Below are 16275 nucleotides of genomic sequence, written 5' to 3'. Positions count from 1 at the left end.
GACTAGTAATCGCAACATAATTGGTGATGGGCTCAGATTCCGCGCTCGAACAAGCCGTGCTCGCACTCGCGGAGCGCCGACCACTGCTGCGCGCGCGCGAACTGGCCGAGCAGGGCCTGCCCACGGTAGTGCTCAGCCGACTGGTTTCCGCCGGCAAGCTTGATCGCGTCGCCCGCGGCGTCTACACCTTGCCGGACCGCGCGCTGAGTGAGCACCGGTCTCTGGCCGAAGTAGCCTTGCGCGTGCCGCGGGGCGTGGTATGCCTGCTATCGGCGCTGCGCGTCCATGGCATCGGCACGCAGGCGCCGTTCGAAGTCTGGATCGCGATTCCTCGTCACTCGCCTAGACCCCGGCTCGACCGCCCTGCCCTGCGCGTCGTGCGCATGTCGGGGACGGCTCTGACCGAAGGCATCGAACCGATGGAGATCGATGGCGTGAAGGTCCCGGTTTTCAATGCGGCCAAGACGGTGGCCGACTGCTTCAAGTATCGCAACAAGATCGGTCTGGACGTGGCTCTCGAAGCGCTGCGCGATGGTTGGTCTCAACGCAAGCTGACGATCGATGCGCTCTGGCACTACGCCACCGTGGATCGCGTCGCGAATGTCATGCGGCCCTATCTGGAAAGCGTCACAGCATGAGCGGCAATCTCGCGGCCTCGGTAAGAGCCCGCTTGAAACAGCATGCCGATGCCACAAAGCAGGATTTCAACCTCATCCTGACCTACTATGGATTGGAGCGGTTGCTGTATCGGCTGTCGATCTCACCGCATGCCACCAACTACCTGCTCAAGGGCGCGCTGCTGTTTTCGCTGTGGTATGACCACCCCCATCGGCCGACGCGGGATGCGGACCTGTTGGGCTTCGGCCCGGACGATACCGTCACCGCGGTGGCAGCGTTCCGCGAGGTCTGCCAGATCGAGGTGGAGGATGGCGTCGCTTTCGACCCTGCATCTGTCAAGGGTTCGGTGATCCGCAAAGAGGCAGGCTATGGCGGCGTCCGGGTCGAACTGCAGGCGAAGTTGGATGGCGCACGCATCGCGCTGCAAGTCGACATCGGTTTTGGCGATGCGGTCACCCCAGCGCCCGAATCGGTGAGCTACCCGGTGCTGCTCGCAGACCTGCCCGCCCCGCAACTGCGCTGCTATCCGAAATACACCGTGATCGCCGAGAAGTTGCACGCAGTGTGCCTTCTGGGCATGGCGAATACCCGCCTGAAGGACTACTTCGATCTCTGGGTTCTGCTGGCCGACCATGCCCTGGAAACCGCAGAACTGCGCCGCGCCGTCAAGGCCACATTTGAACGAAGGAAACTCGCGTTCCCCGCCACCATCCCTTCTGGGTTGAGCGATGCATTCGTGCAGGATGCTGCAAAGCAAAGTCAATGGACCGCCTTCCTGAAAAAGAACCGTCTCGATGCGCTGGACCTCGCCGAAGTCGTGGCGCGGTTGCGCGGCGAGTTCGAGAAACTTCTGGTGTCGCACTCCACGGACGCCTGACCCGAAATCGGAATGAACCTCTTCGACGGGGCCAGCGGAGTCGCCAGAACAAAACCGCCGGCTGAGCGAGTCGGAACTCGAATTCGCCGGGCGGACGGTGGCCGCGCGCGGACGCAGCCGTTCGGCGTTGTGGACTCCCTCGATCACGCGGAAGCCGCCTCTCGGCAGTAGCGAATGTCCTGCTGCCTGCCAGGCGCACCGCGACGTTGAGCATCCTCGCGCAGATCGATGCGCCTACGTGCGCTGCCGCAGTCATTTGCCTGGAGGTGAGGCGGCGTATCCAGGCACCATCCAGCCTGCCAAGGCCGGACCGACAAGAGAGCTGCAGACCCAGTGTGCTACAAGTGTGCTACAGTTGTATCCCCCATCAAGGTCATGAGGTCCATCGACATGCCGACAACGACCATCCGTCTTGAAGATGAGCTCAAGGCCCGCATCGCGGCTGCGGCTGCGAGGTCGGGCAGGTCGTCGCACGCGTTCATTCTGGACGCGCTGTCCGACATGGTCGAGCGCAGCGAATTGGACGAGGAGCTGCATCGGATCGCAGACAAGCGGTGGGCGGCGCTGCAGCGCACCGGCGAATCGGTCGCCTGGGAGGACGCTGCGGCTTACTTGAAGGCACGCGCGGCCGGCCAGAAACCTCGTCGGCCTGTGGCGCGCAGGCCGGCGCCCTGACCGGACCATGGTCCGCATCGAGCTAGCGCCGGAAGTCCTGGACGACATCGACCGTGTCATCGACCATCTGAAACAGCACCAGGTCGCCGACGTGGCGAACCGAGTCGGGGAGATCCTCGATGCCATTCAGATCCTTTCGCGCAGCCCGTTGATCGGCCGCCCCGTCGCAGGCGGAAAGCGTGAGCTGATCATCGGCAAGGACAACCGCGGCTATGTGGCGCTGTACCGCTACCTGGCCGGGATCGAAACCGTCTTCATCCTGGCACTGCGAGCCCAGCGCGAGTCCGGATTCAAGCACTGAAGGACCACCCGCCGGCGCCTTCAGCCTCGCGCACCAAACGCCGCCCACCCCCCTCGCTCTGATCTCGACCCAGGCGGCACAGCAGGTGCCGCAGGACCGGCAGCAGCCTGGCGCGGGCCGCGTCGAATCCCTCCGGCCTGTCCGCGCTGAGCATGCCGAGGACGAAGCGCTCGATCTGGACTTTTCGCTCGGAAGGTTCCGCCTGGCAGTAGTCCCGGTACAGGCTGTCGAGGTAGATGACGCCGCCGTCGGCACGCCGGATCAGGCACTGCTCGGCATCGAGAGAAAACGGCTCGCCGGGCGAATGCTTCTGCAGCGCCCGAAGAACGATGGACGCGACCCGCGCACTGTCGGGCCGCCTCTCGAAGACGCGGCGGATGAATGACAGCATGTTCCCTCCTGCGCCTCAGTATAGAAGCGCAGCGGTGGGTCTATCACCGGCATGAAGGCCGGCCAGAGCAGTCCGCTGGCGGCTCTTCCCGACTGACCCAGCTGCGGCGAGCGCGACGGCGCGCTCCGTTTCGGCTCCGGCGATGTTCGAGCGAGCAATCACGGCGCCGCCCCCTTCAGGCCGGCTCGAGCCGCTCGCACCACGACGGGCGACGGCAGTGTCAGCTGCCGCCGGGCGCCAGGCACCGCTCGATCCGTGCATGGAACTGCCGCGCGAGCGGACTGTCCTTCCAGACCACGGCCGCGCCCTGATCGACGGCCTGGCGTCCGTAGACGATCCATGCATCGCAGACGGTGCCGATGGGCTCGATCACTTCGAAGCGTCCCGGGTGCGCCATCGCGAAGGACGAGAAGACGATGCCCGCGCTGTAGCGTCCTTGCACCAGGCCTTCCTGGACCGCAAGCACCGTGGGCTCGTGGACGATGATCGGCCAGGCGGAAAGATCGGCATAGCTCTGCGTGGCCGGCTGCACGCCCACCTTGCCGGCGCCGTCCCCGCTCGCCGTGGATTGCACGAGCGCCATCGGCTGACTCGGCGAAATGAAGGCGTCGACGACCACCATGGCACTGCGATAGGTGCCCGTGATCTCGGCCGCGGTCGGATGCACGGCGCACTGGAGCAGGTAGTCCGCCTCGCCGGCGATCAGCGCACGCGCGCCGCTGTGGAAGTCGCCGAACAGCACGACGCGCGAGGCCTGTGCGATGCCATGGGCGGCAAGGTACTGCTGGAGCACGAAGTGATGGTTGCTGCCCTCATGGCCCAAAGTGGAAAAGATCAGCATGTGTTCGCCCTGGAAATGGAGCATGACCCGTGACAGCGCATCGAGCGCCGCTCTCGCGATGTCCCCGCACGCAAGTGCACCGGCTGGGCTTCGTGCAAGCGCTCGCCCGCGTACGCACCCCTGCGTCGTCACGCGGGCGACGAGGGCACGCCGATGATCTCATCCTCCAGCCGGCAGGTCTCCGTGATGATCAGTTCATACAGTGAACGCAGGAAATCCGGGTTCATGCCGTGCGCGGCAGCAAAGGCCGCCGCGCGCGCCTGCACGACCCCGATGCGATGGGGTTGCATCATCGGAATCGCATGCTCCCGTTTGTGCAGACCGATCCGGCAGCAGCAGTCCAGCCGGCGCCTCAAGGTCTCGAGCAGGGTTCTGTCCAGGTCGTCGAGCTCGCCGCGCAGCAATGCCAGGATTCGCTGGGCCTCCTCGGCGCCGTCGGCGGATGCCGAGCCAGCAGTGCGCTCGGCAGCAGCGGGTGCCTCGCCGCCCTTGGGGCGTTGTTGTCCTGAATTCATGGGAGTCTCCTTACTCAAGCTTGATGCCCTGGCTCGCGATGATTCCGCTGAGCGCGGCCGTGTCCGCCTTCACCCGGCGCAGCAGCGCGTCGCCCGAAATGTCGGCCGCCTCGTAGCCATGCTGGAAGAGTTTCTGCCGCACCTCCGGCAGGCGGATCACTTCCGCAAGAACCTGGCTCAGGCGCTGCGCGACGGGGGGCGGCAGGCTCGCAGGCGCGGCCGCGGCGGTCCAGATCTCGAGTTCGAAATCCTTGAGCCCCGCTTCCAACAGGGTCGGGTAGTCCGGCACCAGCTCGGATCGCCGTGCCGACGTGATGCCGATCGCGCGCAGCTTTCCGGCCCTGACCTGCTCCTGTGCGAGGCCCGGCGGAAGGAGCGCCAACTGCAGTTGCGCGCTGATCAGACCGGTGACGACCTGCGGATTGCCCTGGTACGGCACATGCACGGCGCCGATGCCGGTGCGGGCCTTGAGAAGCTCCATGCCGAGATGGCCGATCGTGCCGATGCCGGGCGTGCCATAGCTCCAGTTGCCCCCAGCGACGCGCGCGGCTTCGAGAAAGCCGCGAGGCGTCGCCTTCGAGACCTGCGGCGTCGTGGCAAGCACCAGGGGTGCCGTGCAGATGATGCTCAGCGGCATCAAGTCCTTCTGCGGATCGTAGGAAGTCGCCGGATTCAGTATCTTGGCGATCGTCATGTTGCCGTTGATCAGGATGCCGACCGTATGGCGGTCGGTGGACTTCGCAACGATGTCCGCGGCGATGTTGCCGCTCGCGCCGGGATGGTTCTCGACGATCACCGGCTGGCCGAGCGCCTTCGCCATGGGAGCAGCCAGCACGCGTGCCACGAAATCCGGCGAGGAGCCGCCGCCGAAGCCGACGACCAGCCGCAGCGGGCGCGTCGGCCAGTTCAGATCCGCCGGCGGCTCGCTCCTGGCGCTGGCGGGGCCGGGATCGGGGCGGCTCGCGCCGGACGATTGCGCGCAGGCAATGCCGGCGCAGGCGAATGCGCCGACAAGACACAGCAGACGAGCGGCGCGTGTTCGGAAAGAGAGGAGGTGGGGCATGGCTGGACCTATCGAAATCGGAAGCCGAGTCTTGCTTCGGCAGCGAGCTGGATCAACTCCTGCCTGCTGCGCAATATCTCCGCACGGGCCTCGAAGCCGCGCGGGTCCGACTTGCCAGCGAGCGAGCGAAGCCCCGAGACGCCGCACTTGCTTGCGACGCAAGATCGAGGACAACCGCGGCGCCGAAGTCCTCTGGCAGTCATCCTCGTCAAGGACGCCGCAGCCTTGCCTTGTAACTCGCCGAGTTGTCATGTCCCCCGAATCGGCCGGTGGAAAAACAGTCCGCGGGGACAGGCGGGTCCCACGCAAGGACGCGGCCTGGCGAGACCGCCGCGATGCCGGTTCAGCGTTTCAGAGGGGAGTCCTCGCTGCGTGCGGCTTCCGAGCAGATCTGCAATGGCCCCCGACGGGAGCTCGGGTCCGGCTGCGATCGTCGAAGGTCGCCGCCGCTGGTCAGGGCCCTGCAGCAAATCCTAGGGAGTGTCCGCTTACATTCCGCTGCAGCGTGCCGTCACATGCCGGCGACGCCTTGCGACAGCGCGAAATCGAGCAGCACCCGGTCAGAGGGTTCCTCGGGCCAGGTGATCTGCGCCAGCCAGCGATGGAACGTGGTGGCGGCGATGCGGCTGGCGGGCCCGTCGCGGCGCCAGGCCCGCGCGATGGGTGCCGCAACGGTCGCGAGTCGCTCCGTCTCGAAGCGCGCGCGCATCTCCGACTGCATGGGCTCGGGCATTTCCTGGTAGAGCGCCTTCGCCTTCTGCATGCGGTCGTTGTCCCAGAGCTCGCGGATCCGGTGCATCCGGTCCTGGCTGTCAAGCACGGGGGCGGTCCGGCTGGCGGCCGAGGATGTCAGTGCGCCGCCGGTGGCCGCCGGCTCGGCCAGCCCTCTGACGCCCGCATAGCCTTTCTTGAGTGCATCCTTGAAGTAAGCGGCGGGCGACTTGAGCGATGGCAGGGCCTGGCTGCGCAGGCGCTGTTCCACATGCTCGAGCGTGGCGCGCAACTGCCCTTCGTCGGTGGATGCATAGAGATCCTGTGCCTCGTCCTGCTTGAGGCCAAGTCCCACCAGCTTGGCGACGAGTTCCAGGTCGAACACATTGCGACTCGGATCGTCTGCTGCGCCGAGGCGCTGCTGCATCTTTGGCACCACACGGAACTGGATCTCCTCGATGCGCCGGCCGCGCTTGTGCTCGATGAGCTCGAGGCTGAAGTCCTCGCACAGCGCTTCGATCTCGGCCAGCGCCTTGCTGATCACGTCCCGCTTGAGGAAGCGGTAGTCGACTTCGGTGATGTCGCTGCGTCCGGTCAGCACGGCCGCCCACCACAGCACATCCTCGCGCATCGACAGCCGGCTCGGAGAGGTGAGATAGCGTGCACCGATTTCGTAGAGCACGGCTGCGGGGTAGCTGCGCATCTGCGCGCTGATTTCCAGCAGAACGCGCGTGTACTGGTGCGGCTTCACGAGGCGCTCGCGGATTTCTTCGGGATAGCGCCAGGTGATCGTGCAGGGCCGCCCCCTGCCCTGCTCCTCGATCGACACGGTGCCCAGCAGCTGGGATGACACCCAGCGCTTCAAGCCGGCGCCGCTGGTCGACCATTCGATGGTCGTGGCCTGCATGTCGCGCAGGTGCGACTTCAGCAGCTCCGTGTTGTTCGAGTTGAAGCGGGCATCCCCGATCAGTTCGCTCAGCGCCAGTTTGTAGACTGGTTCGTCGACGCCCTGCTTCTGGGAATGGTAGAGCAGCGCGTTGTAGATCCGCCGCGACAGCAATGTCAGCCGGCCACGTTTGGGGCGAATGGCAATGGCCTCGTTGGCCTTGGCCACGGTCTGTTCGTCCGTGACGGCGGGCGGCTTGGGCGGCGGTCGCGGAGCTTCGCCCTCTTCCATGGGGTCCTTCGGGAGAATAGTGGGTTCACATGATGCCGGTCTTTTGTGAATCGGTCAATTCACAGATCGGACAGCGGCTCTTGAGTCATTGATAAGAAAACACTTGGGAGATTGAAGAGTTGATGATCCGAATTCCCCAGCACTGACAGCAACTTAGCGCCGGATCTGTGAGAAGGACTGGGAATGAATGTGAGATCGGCTGGGATTTGATGTGAGATCGGGAGGGATTCCGGGCGCCCTGGTGTGTGGATGGATGGGATTTGATGTGAGTGGACAAGGGAAGCGGCGGCGCTGGAGCGCGTCTGGCCAGCCCGAAAGTGGCATAGCGGACCTCGCAGCGGCCCAGCCGGCCGCCTTCCGGCCGGATGAAGGACATCCGCGCACCGCAAATCCCAATCAACCTCACCTTGGTCCCCAAGAAGTCTCACACAAGAACGCGGCAGAAGGCGCAGCTACTTCGCGCTTCTTGTTCATTCGACGGATTCTCATAGAATGGTCGTATTCCGTCTAATAAGGCTCTTCTCTATGGCGTCGCCCCTCCCGGTTGCTGGTGGAAACCAGGTTTCCACAGCCCCCCTCCCCGTCCCGCTGGCCGCACCGAGTTCCGCGCGCACTCGCATCGACATGCCCCGCATCGCCGCGCTCGCGACGCGCGCGGGGTCGATGGTCGAGCAGATCCGGGGCCGGCTACTCGCGCCCGAGGCGAGAAAGCTCTCGCCGGTCTACTCTACCGCGCAACTCGCGGCGCTGTGCGGCGTCGACAAGGCCCATGTGGCGTATCGCATCACCAAGGACGACCTTCCGAGCGGCCGTCTGACGCCGGCCGGTGGAAAGCGCAATTTCGAACTGGCTGAACTGCGCGCCTGGACCCGCACCTACCGTGCCGACAAGATGCGGCCGGCCGGGAAGAAGGCGTTCACGATCGCCGTGGGCAATTTCAAGGGCGGAGTCGCCAAGACCACGACCGCCATGGTGCTGGCGCAGGGACTGAGCCTGCGCGGCCACCGCGTACTGGCGATCGACACGGACCCGCAGGGCTCGCTGACCACCTTGCACGGCCTGTTGCCGGAGGCGGAAATCAGCGAGGACATGACCATCGCGCCCTTGTGCGACGGCAGCCAGAGCGACATCCGCTACGCGATCCGCTCCACCTACTGGGACGGACTGGACCTCGTGGCGGCCGCGCCCTTCCTGTTTTCGGCCGAGTTCGCGCTGCCTGCGCGCCAGATGCAGGAGCCGGGCGCCCGTTTCTGGGATGTGCTCAACGCCGGACTCGAGAGCGTGCGCGACCTCTACGACGTGATCGTCATCGACACTCCGCCTTCCCTGTCCTACGTGACCATCAACGGGCTGTGGGCCGCGAATGGCATCGTCGTTCCGGTGCCGCCTTCCGGACTGGACTTTGCCTCGTCCGCGCAATTCTGGTCGCTGCTGGCCGACCTTGGCGCCAACCTCGATGCGCAGAGCGGCGAACGCGCGGGCAAGGCCTTCGACTTCCTGCATGTGCTGCTCAGCCGGGTCGATCCGAGCGATCCGGCGACGCCTGCGGTCCGTCAGTGGATCCAAGCCACCTACGGCGAATACACGCTGCCGGTGGAAATTCCCAAGACCAGCGTGACCAGCAACAAGGCGGCCGAGTTCGCCACGGTCTACGATGTGCAGAAGTACGAGGGCGCAGCCAAGACGTACAAGCGCGCTGCCGATGCGTACGATGCGTTCGTTGACCTCGTCGAGCAGTCGGTGGTGAGCAGCTGGTCGGACGCAGGGGAGGCGCCATGAGCCGCTTTGCACACCCTTCTGCCAGCGACGCGACCCCTGGCAGTGCCAGGGTTCCTACCGGCGGACCGCAGTCCCGGCCGGCGCGCGCGACACACGGATCGAGCGCGGCCGGAGAAGGGCGCTGCGACTCCCGGGATCTCGGCCGAGGTACGTGGAAACCAGGTTTCCGCCCATCGGGCCCAGCTCTCGTGGAAACCAGGTTTCCACATTGCCGACGGCGCTCATCCGACCCGCGTTGGTCACAGACCCGCACCAAGCCAACCGCGTGGAAACCAGGTTTCCACGCGCCGGGCATAGCGCTTGTGGAAACCAGGTTTCCACACCGCCAACGGCGCCCATTCGACCCGCCCCGGTCACAGATCCGCACCACGCCAGCCGCGTGGAAACCAGGTTTCCACCGCCATGGAGGTTTCAATGGCTAGTACCCGTAAACGTCTCGAAGCCTTGACGGCCGGCCTGTCGTTGCCCGAGCCCGCCGCGCCCCCGGCACAGGCTTCAACACCTGCCGCCCCCGCATCGCCTGCGCTGCCCGGCGCCGCGCCCGCCGTGGAAACCAGGTTTCCACCGGCGCAGACCGGGCAGTTCGCCCCGCGCACCGGCCCCGGGCAGATGCTGGCCTTCCGCGGCCAGATGCAGGCAGTGGAGGGCGAACTCGCGACGCTGCGCGAGCGGCTTCGCCATTACGACGGCTCGACGCCAACGCGCAAGCTGGACCCCTCGGCCATCCGCGCTTCCCGCTGGGCGAACCGCCACCCGGCGTCGTTCGAGAATGCGGAGTTCGCCGGGCTCAAGGCGGACATCGAACAGGCGGGCGGCAACGTTCAGCCGATCCTCGTGCGGGCGCTGCCGGATCAGCCGGACCGCTACGAACTGGTGTTCGGCCACCGGCGCCACCGCGCGTGCCTGGAACTGGGCATCCCGGTGCTCGCGGCCATCTGGGTCGACGAGCTGGGGGACGCTGAGTTGTTCGCGGCCATGGACCGCGAGAACCGCGAGCGCGCCGATCTCTCGCCCTATGAGCAAGGCGTGATGTACCAGCGCGCGCTCGAGGAGCAGCTGTTCCCGACCCAGCGCCAGATGGCCGAGAAGCTCGGCGTCAGCCACACCTGGGTCCGCAAGGCCCTGATCGTGGCCCAGCTGCCGTCGGCGGTGGTCGAGTGCTTCCGCAGTCCGCTCGAGATCCAGTACCGGCACGCGGAGCAACTCAACACGGCGCTCGACAAGGACCGGCGCGCGGTCCTCAAACGCGCCGAAAAGGTGCGCGGCCAGAAGCTGCTGCCGGCAATGGTGGTCGCGCGCCTGCTGGGCAGCGAAGCCATGGCCAAACCCCAGAAGATCGCGATCCAGAACGAGGGCAAGGCCGTGGGTTCGTGCGTGCGGGCGGTGGACGGCACCGTCACGCTCACGCTGCAGCCCAGCGCGATGGAGGGGCCGCCGTCGGACTCGCTGGTGAAGGCCATCGCCGACGTTCTGCACAAGGTGCAGCTGCTCAATTGACTGGAACCGGCCCTTATGTGAGCGTGTTTGGGATTTGCTCCGCGCATCGCAGACGCCGGCTGCTCTGCCTATGGATCGTTGCGCCAGATCGGCACAGATTCAAGCGGAGCTGAAGGCGGTGGCGCGATCCATCGGGCGCAAGCACATCGGGTAGGAGCAAGTGCTCACTCCATCTTTGTCAATGGTCGCGTGCCGTGATGTCAGCTACCGGTCTGGACGATCGGCAGGCACGCCGCATTGATCCGCCCGGGTGTTTCCGGAAAGGGCGCGGATGGGGATTCTCATCAGCCGACGAGGGCTGCCGCCACCTCGAAGGCGGGTCCGAACCGCATGTCGATGCATCCGCAAGCTGTCCATCCGTTTCGCGCATCGAGATGCCGTCGGAGGAAAACCCCCTTGCATATCAACAACTTGCTGCGTTCCTTGCACATGACTTCGTGGAATGTCGCCTCAAATCATCTAGAATCGACATTGATGATTATGCATTGCAACGCGGATCTGACCCGGTGCTGTGACGGGCGCGCCGGACGTTCTTCCCTGCGCGATCCGGCTGCGTGGCGAGCGGCCGCGTTGCGCGTGCAACGAGCGCGTCGATGAGCCGCACGGCCGGGCCAAGTCGTGGGGAGCTGGAGAGCCTCGAGGAAGCGGAACTCGAACAACTGGCTGTCGAATGGCGCGCGCGGGCGTCGCGCGGCGCTCGCGAGGCCTTCGGCGTGGCGCATGCGCTCGAGGCCGAACGGCGACGTCGTCAGAGCGCCAGCAGGTTTGCCCCGTTGCCGCCGGTGCCGTCGGCGCTGCCGCGCCCAGCGCATTGCTGGTGGAAATTCTGGCAGGGCTTGGGCGGCGGCTCCAGGTCCTCCACGCCGAGTGAGCCAAAGCCATGAAAAAGCCCAAGCCGCCGCCGCGCAAGCTGCATCGTGGCCATTTCGCGTTCATGCGGGCGCTGGCCCAGGGGGTCGATGAACGGGCAAGCTGGGAACGCTACCTGCGGCTGGAGGGGGAGCATGTCGACTTGCGGACCGTGCGGCGAACCATCGCATGGATCCGCGATGCTTTCGCCGCCGCGGCGCGGCGTGAGCGTAAGCCCGGCACCGCCCGGCTCATCCTGCTCGATCCGAGGCGTGTCGCCGCGTCCCCAGCGCTCCCGAACCTGGCGGAATTCGCCGCGTCGCGGGGAATGGAGGAGTTCTCTGAAGCCGAGCAGATCGAAGCCTACGAAGCCGCCCACCCGCGGGCGCGCGGCAGGGCAGGGCAGGGCGGCGGCGCGGGCAGTGCCCCGGCGTCGCGGCGCGCACGGGTCATCGCACGGCAGCTCGAGGCGCTGCGATGGCTCGAAAGCCTGGTGGCGCAGGACCCGCGGCCCGGCGACGGGGTGGCCGCCTGGCTTCATCCGGCGTTGGCCGAGCGGCTCGAGCGCGCAGGCCTGCCGACGCTTGAAGCACTGGTCGGACGCATCAACGCCGCGGGCGCGCGGTGGTGGGTCCAGGTACCCGGCGTCGGCGAGCGCAAGGCCGCGCGGATTCTCGAGTGGCTGCATGCGAACGAAGGGGTGCCCGGCCTTCGCGTCGCCGTGCATGCCACGCAGCCGCGCGCCCGGTTGAGCCCGGTCACGCTGGCGGCGATCGTGCCGCCGGCCACGGGTTTGGTGCCCTACGAGAAGTTCGTGGTGCCGGCCGCACTCGACGGACGTGCTGGGTGCTTCCGCGCGCCGCCCGGGTCCTGCCGGCTGGAGGCCGCCGATGACCACGCGGCCATCGGCGTCTGGCTGGCGGCCAAGGGAGAGCAGGGCGCCGCGGAGGGCAAGTTGTCCGCCACGCAGCGCTCGTACCGCAAGGAAGCCGAGCGGCTCCTGCTCTGGGCGGTGCTCGAGCGCGGCAAGGCGCTGTCGTCGCTGTCCGGCGAGGACGCGCACGCCTACCGTGCCTTCCTCGCCGCGCCTCCGCCGGATTGGTGCGGGCCCCGCCATCACCAGCGCTGGTCTCCGCAATGGCGGCCGCTGGAGGGCGCGCTCACGCCGGCGGCGCTGCGCCAGGCGTTGATCATCCTGCGCAGTCTGTTCGCCTTCCTCGTGGGACAGGGCTACGCGCTGGCCAATCCGTTCGCGGACGTGGCGCTGCCGCCCGATCGGCATTTGCCGCTCGGCACGCACCGCATGCTGAGTTTTGCGCAATGGGACCATGTCGACGTGCTGCTGCGCCGGCATGCCGACACGCCGCCGGGGCGCCGCCTGCGCCGCGCGATGCGCTGGCTTTATGCCACCGGGCTTCGGCTCGCCGAGGTCACGGCCCTGCGATGCGAGGACCTGGCGCCGGTGAGCACCACATCCGCTGAGGGTGCGGTTGTCGTCCAGTGGGTTCTGTCGGTGACCGGTCGCGGCGCGCGTCGCCGTCAGGTGCCGCTGCCCGCCGAGCTGGTCGACGAGCTCGGCGAGGAGCTCGCGCGGCACGGCCTCGAGCGAAAGGTGGATGCCCCTTGCAACCGCGGGATTCCGGTGCTCGCGCGCTTCGACGCCCAGCTGCGGCCCGTGCCCTGGTCGGCGTCTGGGCTCTACCAGGCGATCAAGGCCTTCCTCGCACGCGCCGCCGAACGTCTCGACGGTGCCGAGGCGCAGCAGTTGAGGAAAGCCAGCACGCACTGGCTGCGCCATTCCCATGGTGCGCATGCCCTCCGAGGGCGCGAAGGACAGCCGCCGCTCGCGCTGGAGGTGGTGCAAAACAACCTCGGCCATGCGCTCGCGGGAACGACGTCGATGTACCTGCGGACCGCCGAGGCCCGCGAGCGCGCGGCCGCTGCGACGACCTGAAGCGCTGCCGGGTTGCGCCCCGAGCCGCTGCGACCGTTGCGGACGGAGGTCTGGTTCCGCGGCCCGGTGCCCATCGTCTGCCGGTCATGCCGGCTTGCCGTCGTCCGTCCCCCCTTGCTGCTGTGCGGGGCAGGGCGTGAAGCAACGGGGCCGTGCGCGGCCGTCAAAGCGCCTTGGGCAGGTCTGGGTGTCCAAAGTAGTCGGAGGCAATGAAGCACGCCGGGAACATCCGACTTTGCAGTCGACACGAAGGCTCGCAGGCGGTGACCAAAAACCCGGGGCCTCGATCGCGAGCTTGTCGACATCGACATCGAGCTTGCTTGCGCTCGCCCGCTTTGCGTGGTGCGGCTCTTCGCCGCTGGCCCGCAGGTATTTCTACGGCCTGGCGAGACATGCTGTGCGCCTTGCCATCTCGCGGATGAAACACTCATCCGGACAGATGGCCGCCCGACGCGGCCGCGCGAAAATCGGCTCCGCCTTCATCCGCCCGACCGCACTCACGCACCCGCTGCAGCTCTCGTGACATCCACCGTACTCAAGGGTTTCATCCTCACGCGCCACTGGCGCGATGCGCCCGCCGGCACGGAGATCGAGTATTGGCTCGCAACCGATGCCGGGCCGAGGAAAGTATTGCTGACCTCGCGCCGCAGCGTGGCATTCGTCGCCGCCCGGCATCGGACCGCGGTCGAGGCCCACCTCGCAGATCTCTCGGGCATTCAGCTGCGCGAGCTCGAACTCAGGACCTTCCAGCAGGACCCCGTCGTCGGTGTCTATGCGACGCACTTTCGCCAGCTCGGCCGGCTGGCACGCGCGCTCCAGGCGCAGGGCATTCCCTTGCTTGAAGCCGACGTGCGCCCGCACGACCGCTACCTGATGGAACGCTTCATCACCGCCGGCGTGAGCGTGGAAGGAGGACGGGAAGAGCGCGCTGCCATCGTCGACTGCAAACTCAAGCCCGCACCCGACTATCGCCCCGTGCTGAAGGTCGTGTCGCTGGACATCGAAACGAGCCAGGACGAAGCGCTCTATTCCGTCGCGCTGGACGGCACGCCGGAGCGTGTCGTCTTCATGCTGGGCGAACCGCCTCCAGGGCACCCACAAGCGCCGCCGCCAGACGCGGCGTCCGGGGCGGATCGGCCCATGGCGTTTTCGCTGATCTATTGCGCCTCCCGCAAGGCCATGATCGAGGAGCTCAACAATTGGTTCGAGCGGAACGACCCCGACGTCGTCATCGGCTGGAACGTCATCCAGTTCGACCTGCGCGTGCTGCAGAAGACGGCCGATGACTGCGGCGTGCAGCTCCTCCTCGGACGGGAGCGCCGCCCTATCGAATGGCGCACCCATCCGGGCAAGCAGGGCTACCTGTTCGCGCCCACGCCAGGCCGGGTGGTCATTGACGGCATCGACGCACTCAAGGCCGCGGTGTGGAGCTTCCCGTCCTTCAGCCTCGAGAACATCTCGCAGGCGCTGCTCGGCGAAGGCAAGGCCATCGGCGACGAATACGACAAGATGGCGGAGATCGAGCGGCGCTACCAGGAAGACAAGCCCGCGCTCGCGATTTACAACATCCGGGACTGCGAGCTGGTCCTGCGCATCTTCGAGAGGACGAAGCTGCCGCAGTTCGTGATGGAGCGAGCCCAGACCACCGGCCTACAGGCCGACCACTTCGGCGGCTCCATCGCCGCGTTCAGCCACCACTACATGCCGCGCATGCACCGCCTGGGCTACGTGGCGCCGAACGTGGGCGAGATTGCGAGCAAGGCCTATCCGGGCGGATACGTGATGGACTCGAAACCGGGGTTCTACGACTCGGTCGTGGTGCTGGACTACAAGAGCCTCTATCCCTCGATCATCCGGACCTTCCTGGTCGATCCGGTGGGCCTCGTCGAGGGCTCGAATGTCGGCGACCCGGCCCAGGCGGTCAAGGGACCACAAGGGACGGTCTTTTCGCGCGAGAAGCACTGCCTGCCCGAGATCGTGGCCACGCTCTGGCGCGCCCGGGACGAGGCCAAGCGCGCGAAGAACGAGCCGCTGTCGCAAGCGCTGAAGCTGCTCATGAATTCTTTCGCCGGCGTGCTCGGCGCGGCCGAGTGCCGGTTCTTCAACCCTGAGCTGGTGTCTGCCGTCACGCTCCGCGGGCACGAGATGATGAAGCGCACGCGCGAGTTCGTGGAGAGGCGCGGCTACGAGGCCATCTATGGCGACACCGACTCCATCTTCATCTGGCTCAAGCGTACTCACACCAACGCGCAGGCGCACGCCGTCGCAGCCAGCCTGGCGGCCGACATCAACGACTGGTGGACACGCACCCTGCGCGAGGAGCAGGGCCTGGCCAGCTTTCTCGAGATCGAGGTCGATACGCACTACAGGAAGTTCTTCATGCCCACCATTCGCGGTTCGGAGGTGGGCAGCAAGAAGCGCTACGCGGGCCTGAGCGTCGATGCCGCAGGCAAGGAAGAGATGGTGTATCGCGGCCTGGAGATGGCACGCAGCGACTGGACCCCGCTCGCGCGCCAGTTCCAGGAGGGCCTGCTTTCACGGATCTTCCAGGGCAAGCCCTACAAGGCGTTCGTGACCGACTACGCGAGGTCGACATTGGCGGGCGGCAAGGACGACCTGCTCATCTACCGCAAGCGCCTTCGCCACCGGCTCGATGCCTACCTGGTCAACGTACCGCCGCAGGTGCGGGCCGCTCGCATCGCCGACCAGCACAATGATCGGGTCGGTCGGCCCAGGCAGTATCAGAAGGGCGGCTGGATCCAGTACGTCATGACCCAGAGCGGCCCGGAGCCGCTGGAGGCCCGCCGTTCGCGCATCGACTACGAACACTACCTGACCCGGCAGCTCCAGCCGATTGCCGATGCCATTCTTCAGCCCATCGGAGAGAGCTTCGCGGCCTTGACGACGCCGCAGCGCGGGCTCTTCTAGGCGGGATCGAACGGGCACGCCGAGGGCGCTCGCTCGAGCGACTGGAAGCGATGCAGTGAGGCTGCGTGTGATGCGACGGTGAGGCCGCGCACGGCGTGC

The 16275-nt window shown here is 66.7% G+C and carries 14 protein-coding genes; 9 read left to right on the top strand and 5 right to left on the bottom strand.

Annotation, left to right across the window (positions count from 1 at the left end; all coding sequences use genetic code 11):
- Positions 1-26 precede the first annotated feature (26 nt).
- The 4 genes from QHG62_RS27165 to QHG62_RS27150 all read left to right on the top strand — a co-directional run bounded on the left by QHG62_RS27165 (position 27) and on the right by QHG62_RS27150 (position 2471).
- Positions 27-638 carry a type IV toxin-antitoxin system AbiEi family antitoxin domain-containing protein gene (locus QHG62_RS27165; RefSeq protein WP_281148683.1) on the top strand — a complete coding sequence of 204 codons (612 nt, stop codon included), beginning with the start codon at positions 27-29 and terminating at the stop codon, positions 636-638.
- Complete coding sequence (locus QHG62_RS27160) at positions 635-1495, top strand: nucleotidyl transferase AbiEii/AbiGii toxin family protein (protein WP_281148682.1); 861 nt, start codon at positions 635-637, stop codon at positions 1493-1495. Before QHG62_RS27165 ends, QHG62_RS27160 begins: the two co-directional genes overlap by 4 nt.
- A 375-nt stretch (positions 1496-1870) precedes the next feature.
- A complete protein-coding gene (locus tag QHG62_RS27155) occupies positions 1871-2170 on the top strand; it encodes a ribbon-helix-helix protein, CopG family (RefSeq protein WP_281148681.1) in 300 nt (99 codons plus the stop codon).
- Positions 2171-2177: 7 nt separating this feature from the next.
- Positions 2178-2471, top strand: coding sequence for a type II toxin-antitoxin system RelE/ParE family toxin (locus tag QHG62_RS27150; protein ID WP_281148679.1), 294 nt, complete (start codon positions 2178-2180; stop codon positions 2469-2471).
- On the opposite strand, the gene QHG62_RS27145 is transcribed toward QHG62_RS27150, so the two are convergent.
- From QHG62_RS27145 to QHG62_RS27125, 5 genes are all read right to left on the bottom strand, one after another.
- Positions 2461-2862: a hypothetical protein gene (locus QHG62_RS27145; RefSeq protein ID WP_281148678.1), complete on the bottom strand. Its 402-nt coding sequence runs from the start codon at positions 2860-2862 to the stop codon at positions 2461-2463. The two genes, QHG62_RS27150 and QHG62_RS27145, sit on opposite strands and share 11 nt — an antisense overlap.
- Positions 2863-3082: 220 nt before the next feature.
- Positions 3083-3703: a hypothetical protein gene (locus tag QHG62_RS27140; protein ID WP_281148677.1), complete on the bottom strand. Its 621-nt coding sequence runs from the start codon at positions 3701-3703 to the stop codon at positions 3083-3085.
- Between the two features lie 128 nt (positions 3704-3831).
- A complete protein-coding gene (locus tag QHG62_RS27135) occupies positions 3832-4218 on the bottom strand; it encodes a chorismate mutase family protein (RefSeq protein WP_281148676.1) in 387 nt (128 codons plus the stop codon).
- A 10-nt stretch (positions 4219-4228) separates the two neighbouring features.
- Positions 4229-5281, bottom strand: a complete 1053-nt coding sequence (locus QHG62_RS27130; RefSeq protein WP_281148674.1) for a Bug family tripartite tricarboxylate transporter substrate binding protein — start codon at positions 5279-5281, stop codon at positions 4229-4231.
- 511 nt (positions 5282-5792) lie between these two features.
- The gene (locus QHG62_RS27125) at positions 5793-7169 is read right to left on the bottom strand and encodes a replication initiation protein (RefSeq protein ID WP_281148673.1); all 1377 of its coding nucleotides are present in this window, start codon (positions 7167-7169) and stop codon (positions 5793-5795) included.
- 624 nt (positions 7170-7793) lie between these two features.
- On the opposite strand from QHG62_RS27125, the gene QHG62_RS27120 reads away from it, so the two are divergent.
- From QHG62_RS27120 to QHG62_RS27100, 5 genes are all read left to right on the top strand, one after another.
- Positions 7794-8948, top strand: a complete 1155-nt coding sequence (locus QHG62_RS27120; protein WP_281148672.1) for an AAA family ATPase — start codon at positions 7794-7796, stop codon at positions 8946-8948.
- A gap of 414 nt (positions 8949-9362) precedes the next feature.
- On the top strand, positions 9363-10445 hold the full coding sequence (locus QHG62_RS27115) for a ParB/RepB/Spo0J family partition protein (protein ID WP_281148671.1): 1083 nt from the start codon (positions 9363-9365) through the stop codon (positions 10443-10445).
- Positions 10446-11038: 593 nt separating this feature from the next.
- On the top strand, positions 11039-11329 hold the full coding sequence (locus tag QHG62_RS27110; RefSeq protein ID WP_281148670.1) for a hypothetical protein: 291 nt from the start codon (positions 11039-11041) through the stop codon (positions 11327-11329).
- Positions 11326-13248, top strand: coding sequence for a phage integrase family protein (locus tag QHG62_RS27105; protein ID WP_281148669.1), 1923 nt, complete (start codon positions 11326-11328; stop codon positions 13246-13248). Before QHG62_RS27110 ends, QHG62_RS27105 begins: the two co-directional genes overlap by 4 nt.
- A gap of 519 nt (positions 13249-13767) precedes the next feature.
- Complete coding sequence (locus tag QHG62_RS27100; protein WP_281148668.1) at positions 13768-16176, top strand: DNA polymerase II; 2409 nt, start codon at positions 13768-13770, stop codon at positions 16174-16176.
- Positions 16177-16275 lie beyond the last annotated feature (99 nt).

The organism is Variovorax paradoxus (genome assembly GCF_029919115.1).
GTDB classification, from domain to species: domain Bacteria; phylum Pseudomonadota; class Gammaproteobacteria; order Burkholderiales; family Burkholderiaceae_C; genus Variovorax; species Variovorax paradoxus_O.
Note: the sequence above shows the minus strand (reverse complement) of the source record. Positions and strands in the feature narration are given on the sequence as shown.

Coding starts and splice junctions, on each gene's coding strand:
- QHG62_RS27145 (WP_281148678.1), bottom strand. CDS start 2,862: ATGCTGTCATTCATCCGCCGCGTCTTCGAGAGGCGGCCCGACAGTGCG.
- QHG62_RS27130 (WP_281148674.1), bottom strand. CDS start 5,281: ATGCCCCACCTCCTCTCTTTCCGAACACGCGCCGCTCGTCTGCTGTGT.
- QHG62_RS27160 (WP_281148682.1), top strand. CDS start 635: ATGAGCGGCAATCTCGCGGCCTCGGTAAGAGCCCGCTTGAAACAGCAT.
- QHG62_RS27155 (WP_281148681.1), top strand. CDS start 1,871: ATGAGGTCCATCGACATGCCGACAACGACCATCCGTCTTGAAGATGAG.
- QHG62_RS27135 (WP_281148676.1), bottom strand. CDS start 4,218: ATGAATTCAGGACAACAACGCCCCAAGGGCGGCGAGGCACCCGCTGCT.
- QHG62_RS27125 (WP_281148673.1), bottom strand. CDS start 7,169: ATGGAAGAGGGCGAAGCTCCGCGACCGCCGCCCAAGCCGCCCGCCGTC.
- QHG62_RS27115 (WP_281148671.1), top strand. CDS start 9,363: ATGGCTAGTACCCGTAAACGTCTCGAAGCCTTGACGGCCGGCCTGTCG.
- QHG62_RS27120 (WP_281148672.1), top strand. CDS start 7,794: ATGCCCCGCATCGCCGCGCTCGCGACGCGCGCGGGGTCGATGGTCGAG.
- QHG62_RS27165 (WP_281148683.1), top strand. CDS start 27: ATGGGCTCAGATTCCGCGCTCGAACAAGCCGTGCTCGCACTCGCGGAG.
- QHG62_RS27110 (WP_281148670.1), top strand. CDS start 11,039: ATGAGCCGCACGGCCGGGCCAAGTCGTGGGGAGCTGGAGAGCCTCGAG.
- QHG62_RS27140 (WP_281148677.1), bottom strand. CDS start 3,703: ATGCTGATCTTTTCCACTTTGGGCCATGAGGGCAGCAACCATCACTTC.
- QHG62_RS27105 (WP_281148669.1), top strand. CDS start 11,326: ATGAAAAAGCCCAAGCCGCCGCCGCGCAAGCTGCATCGTGGCCATTTC.
- QHG62_RS27150 (WP_281148679.1), top strand. CDS start 2,178: ATGGTCCGCATCGAGCTAGCGCCGGAAGTCCTGGACGACATCGACCGT.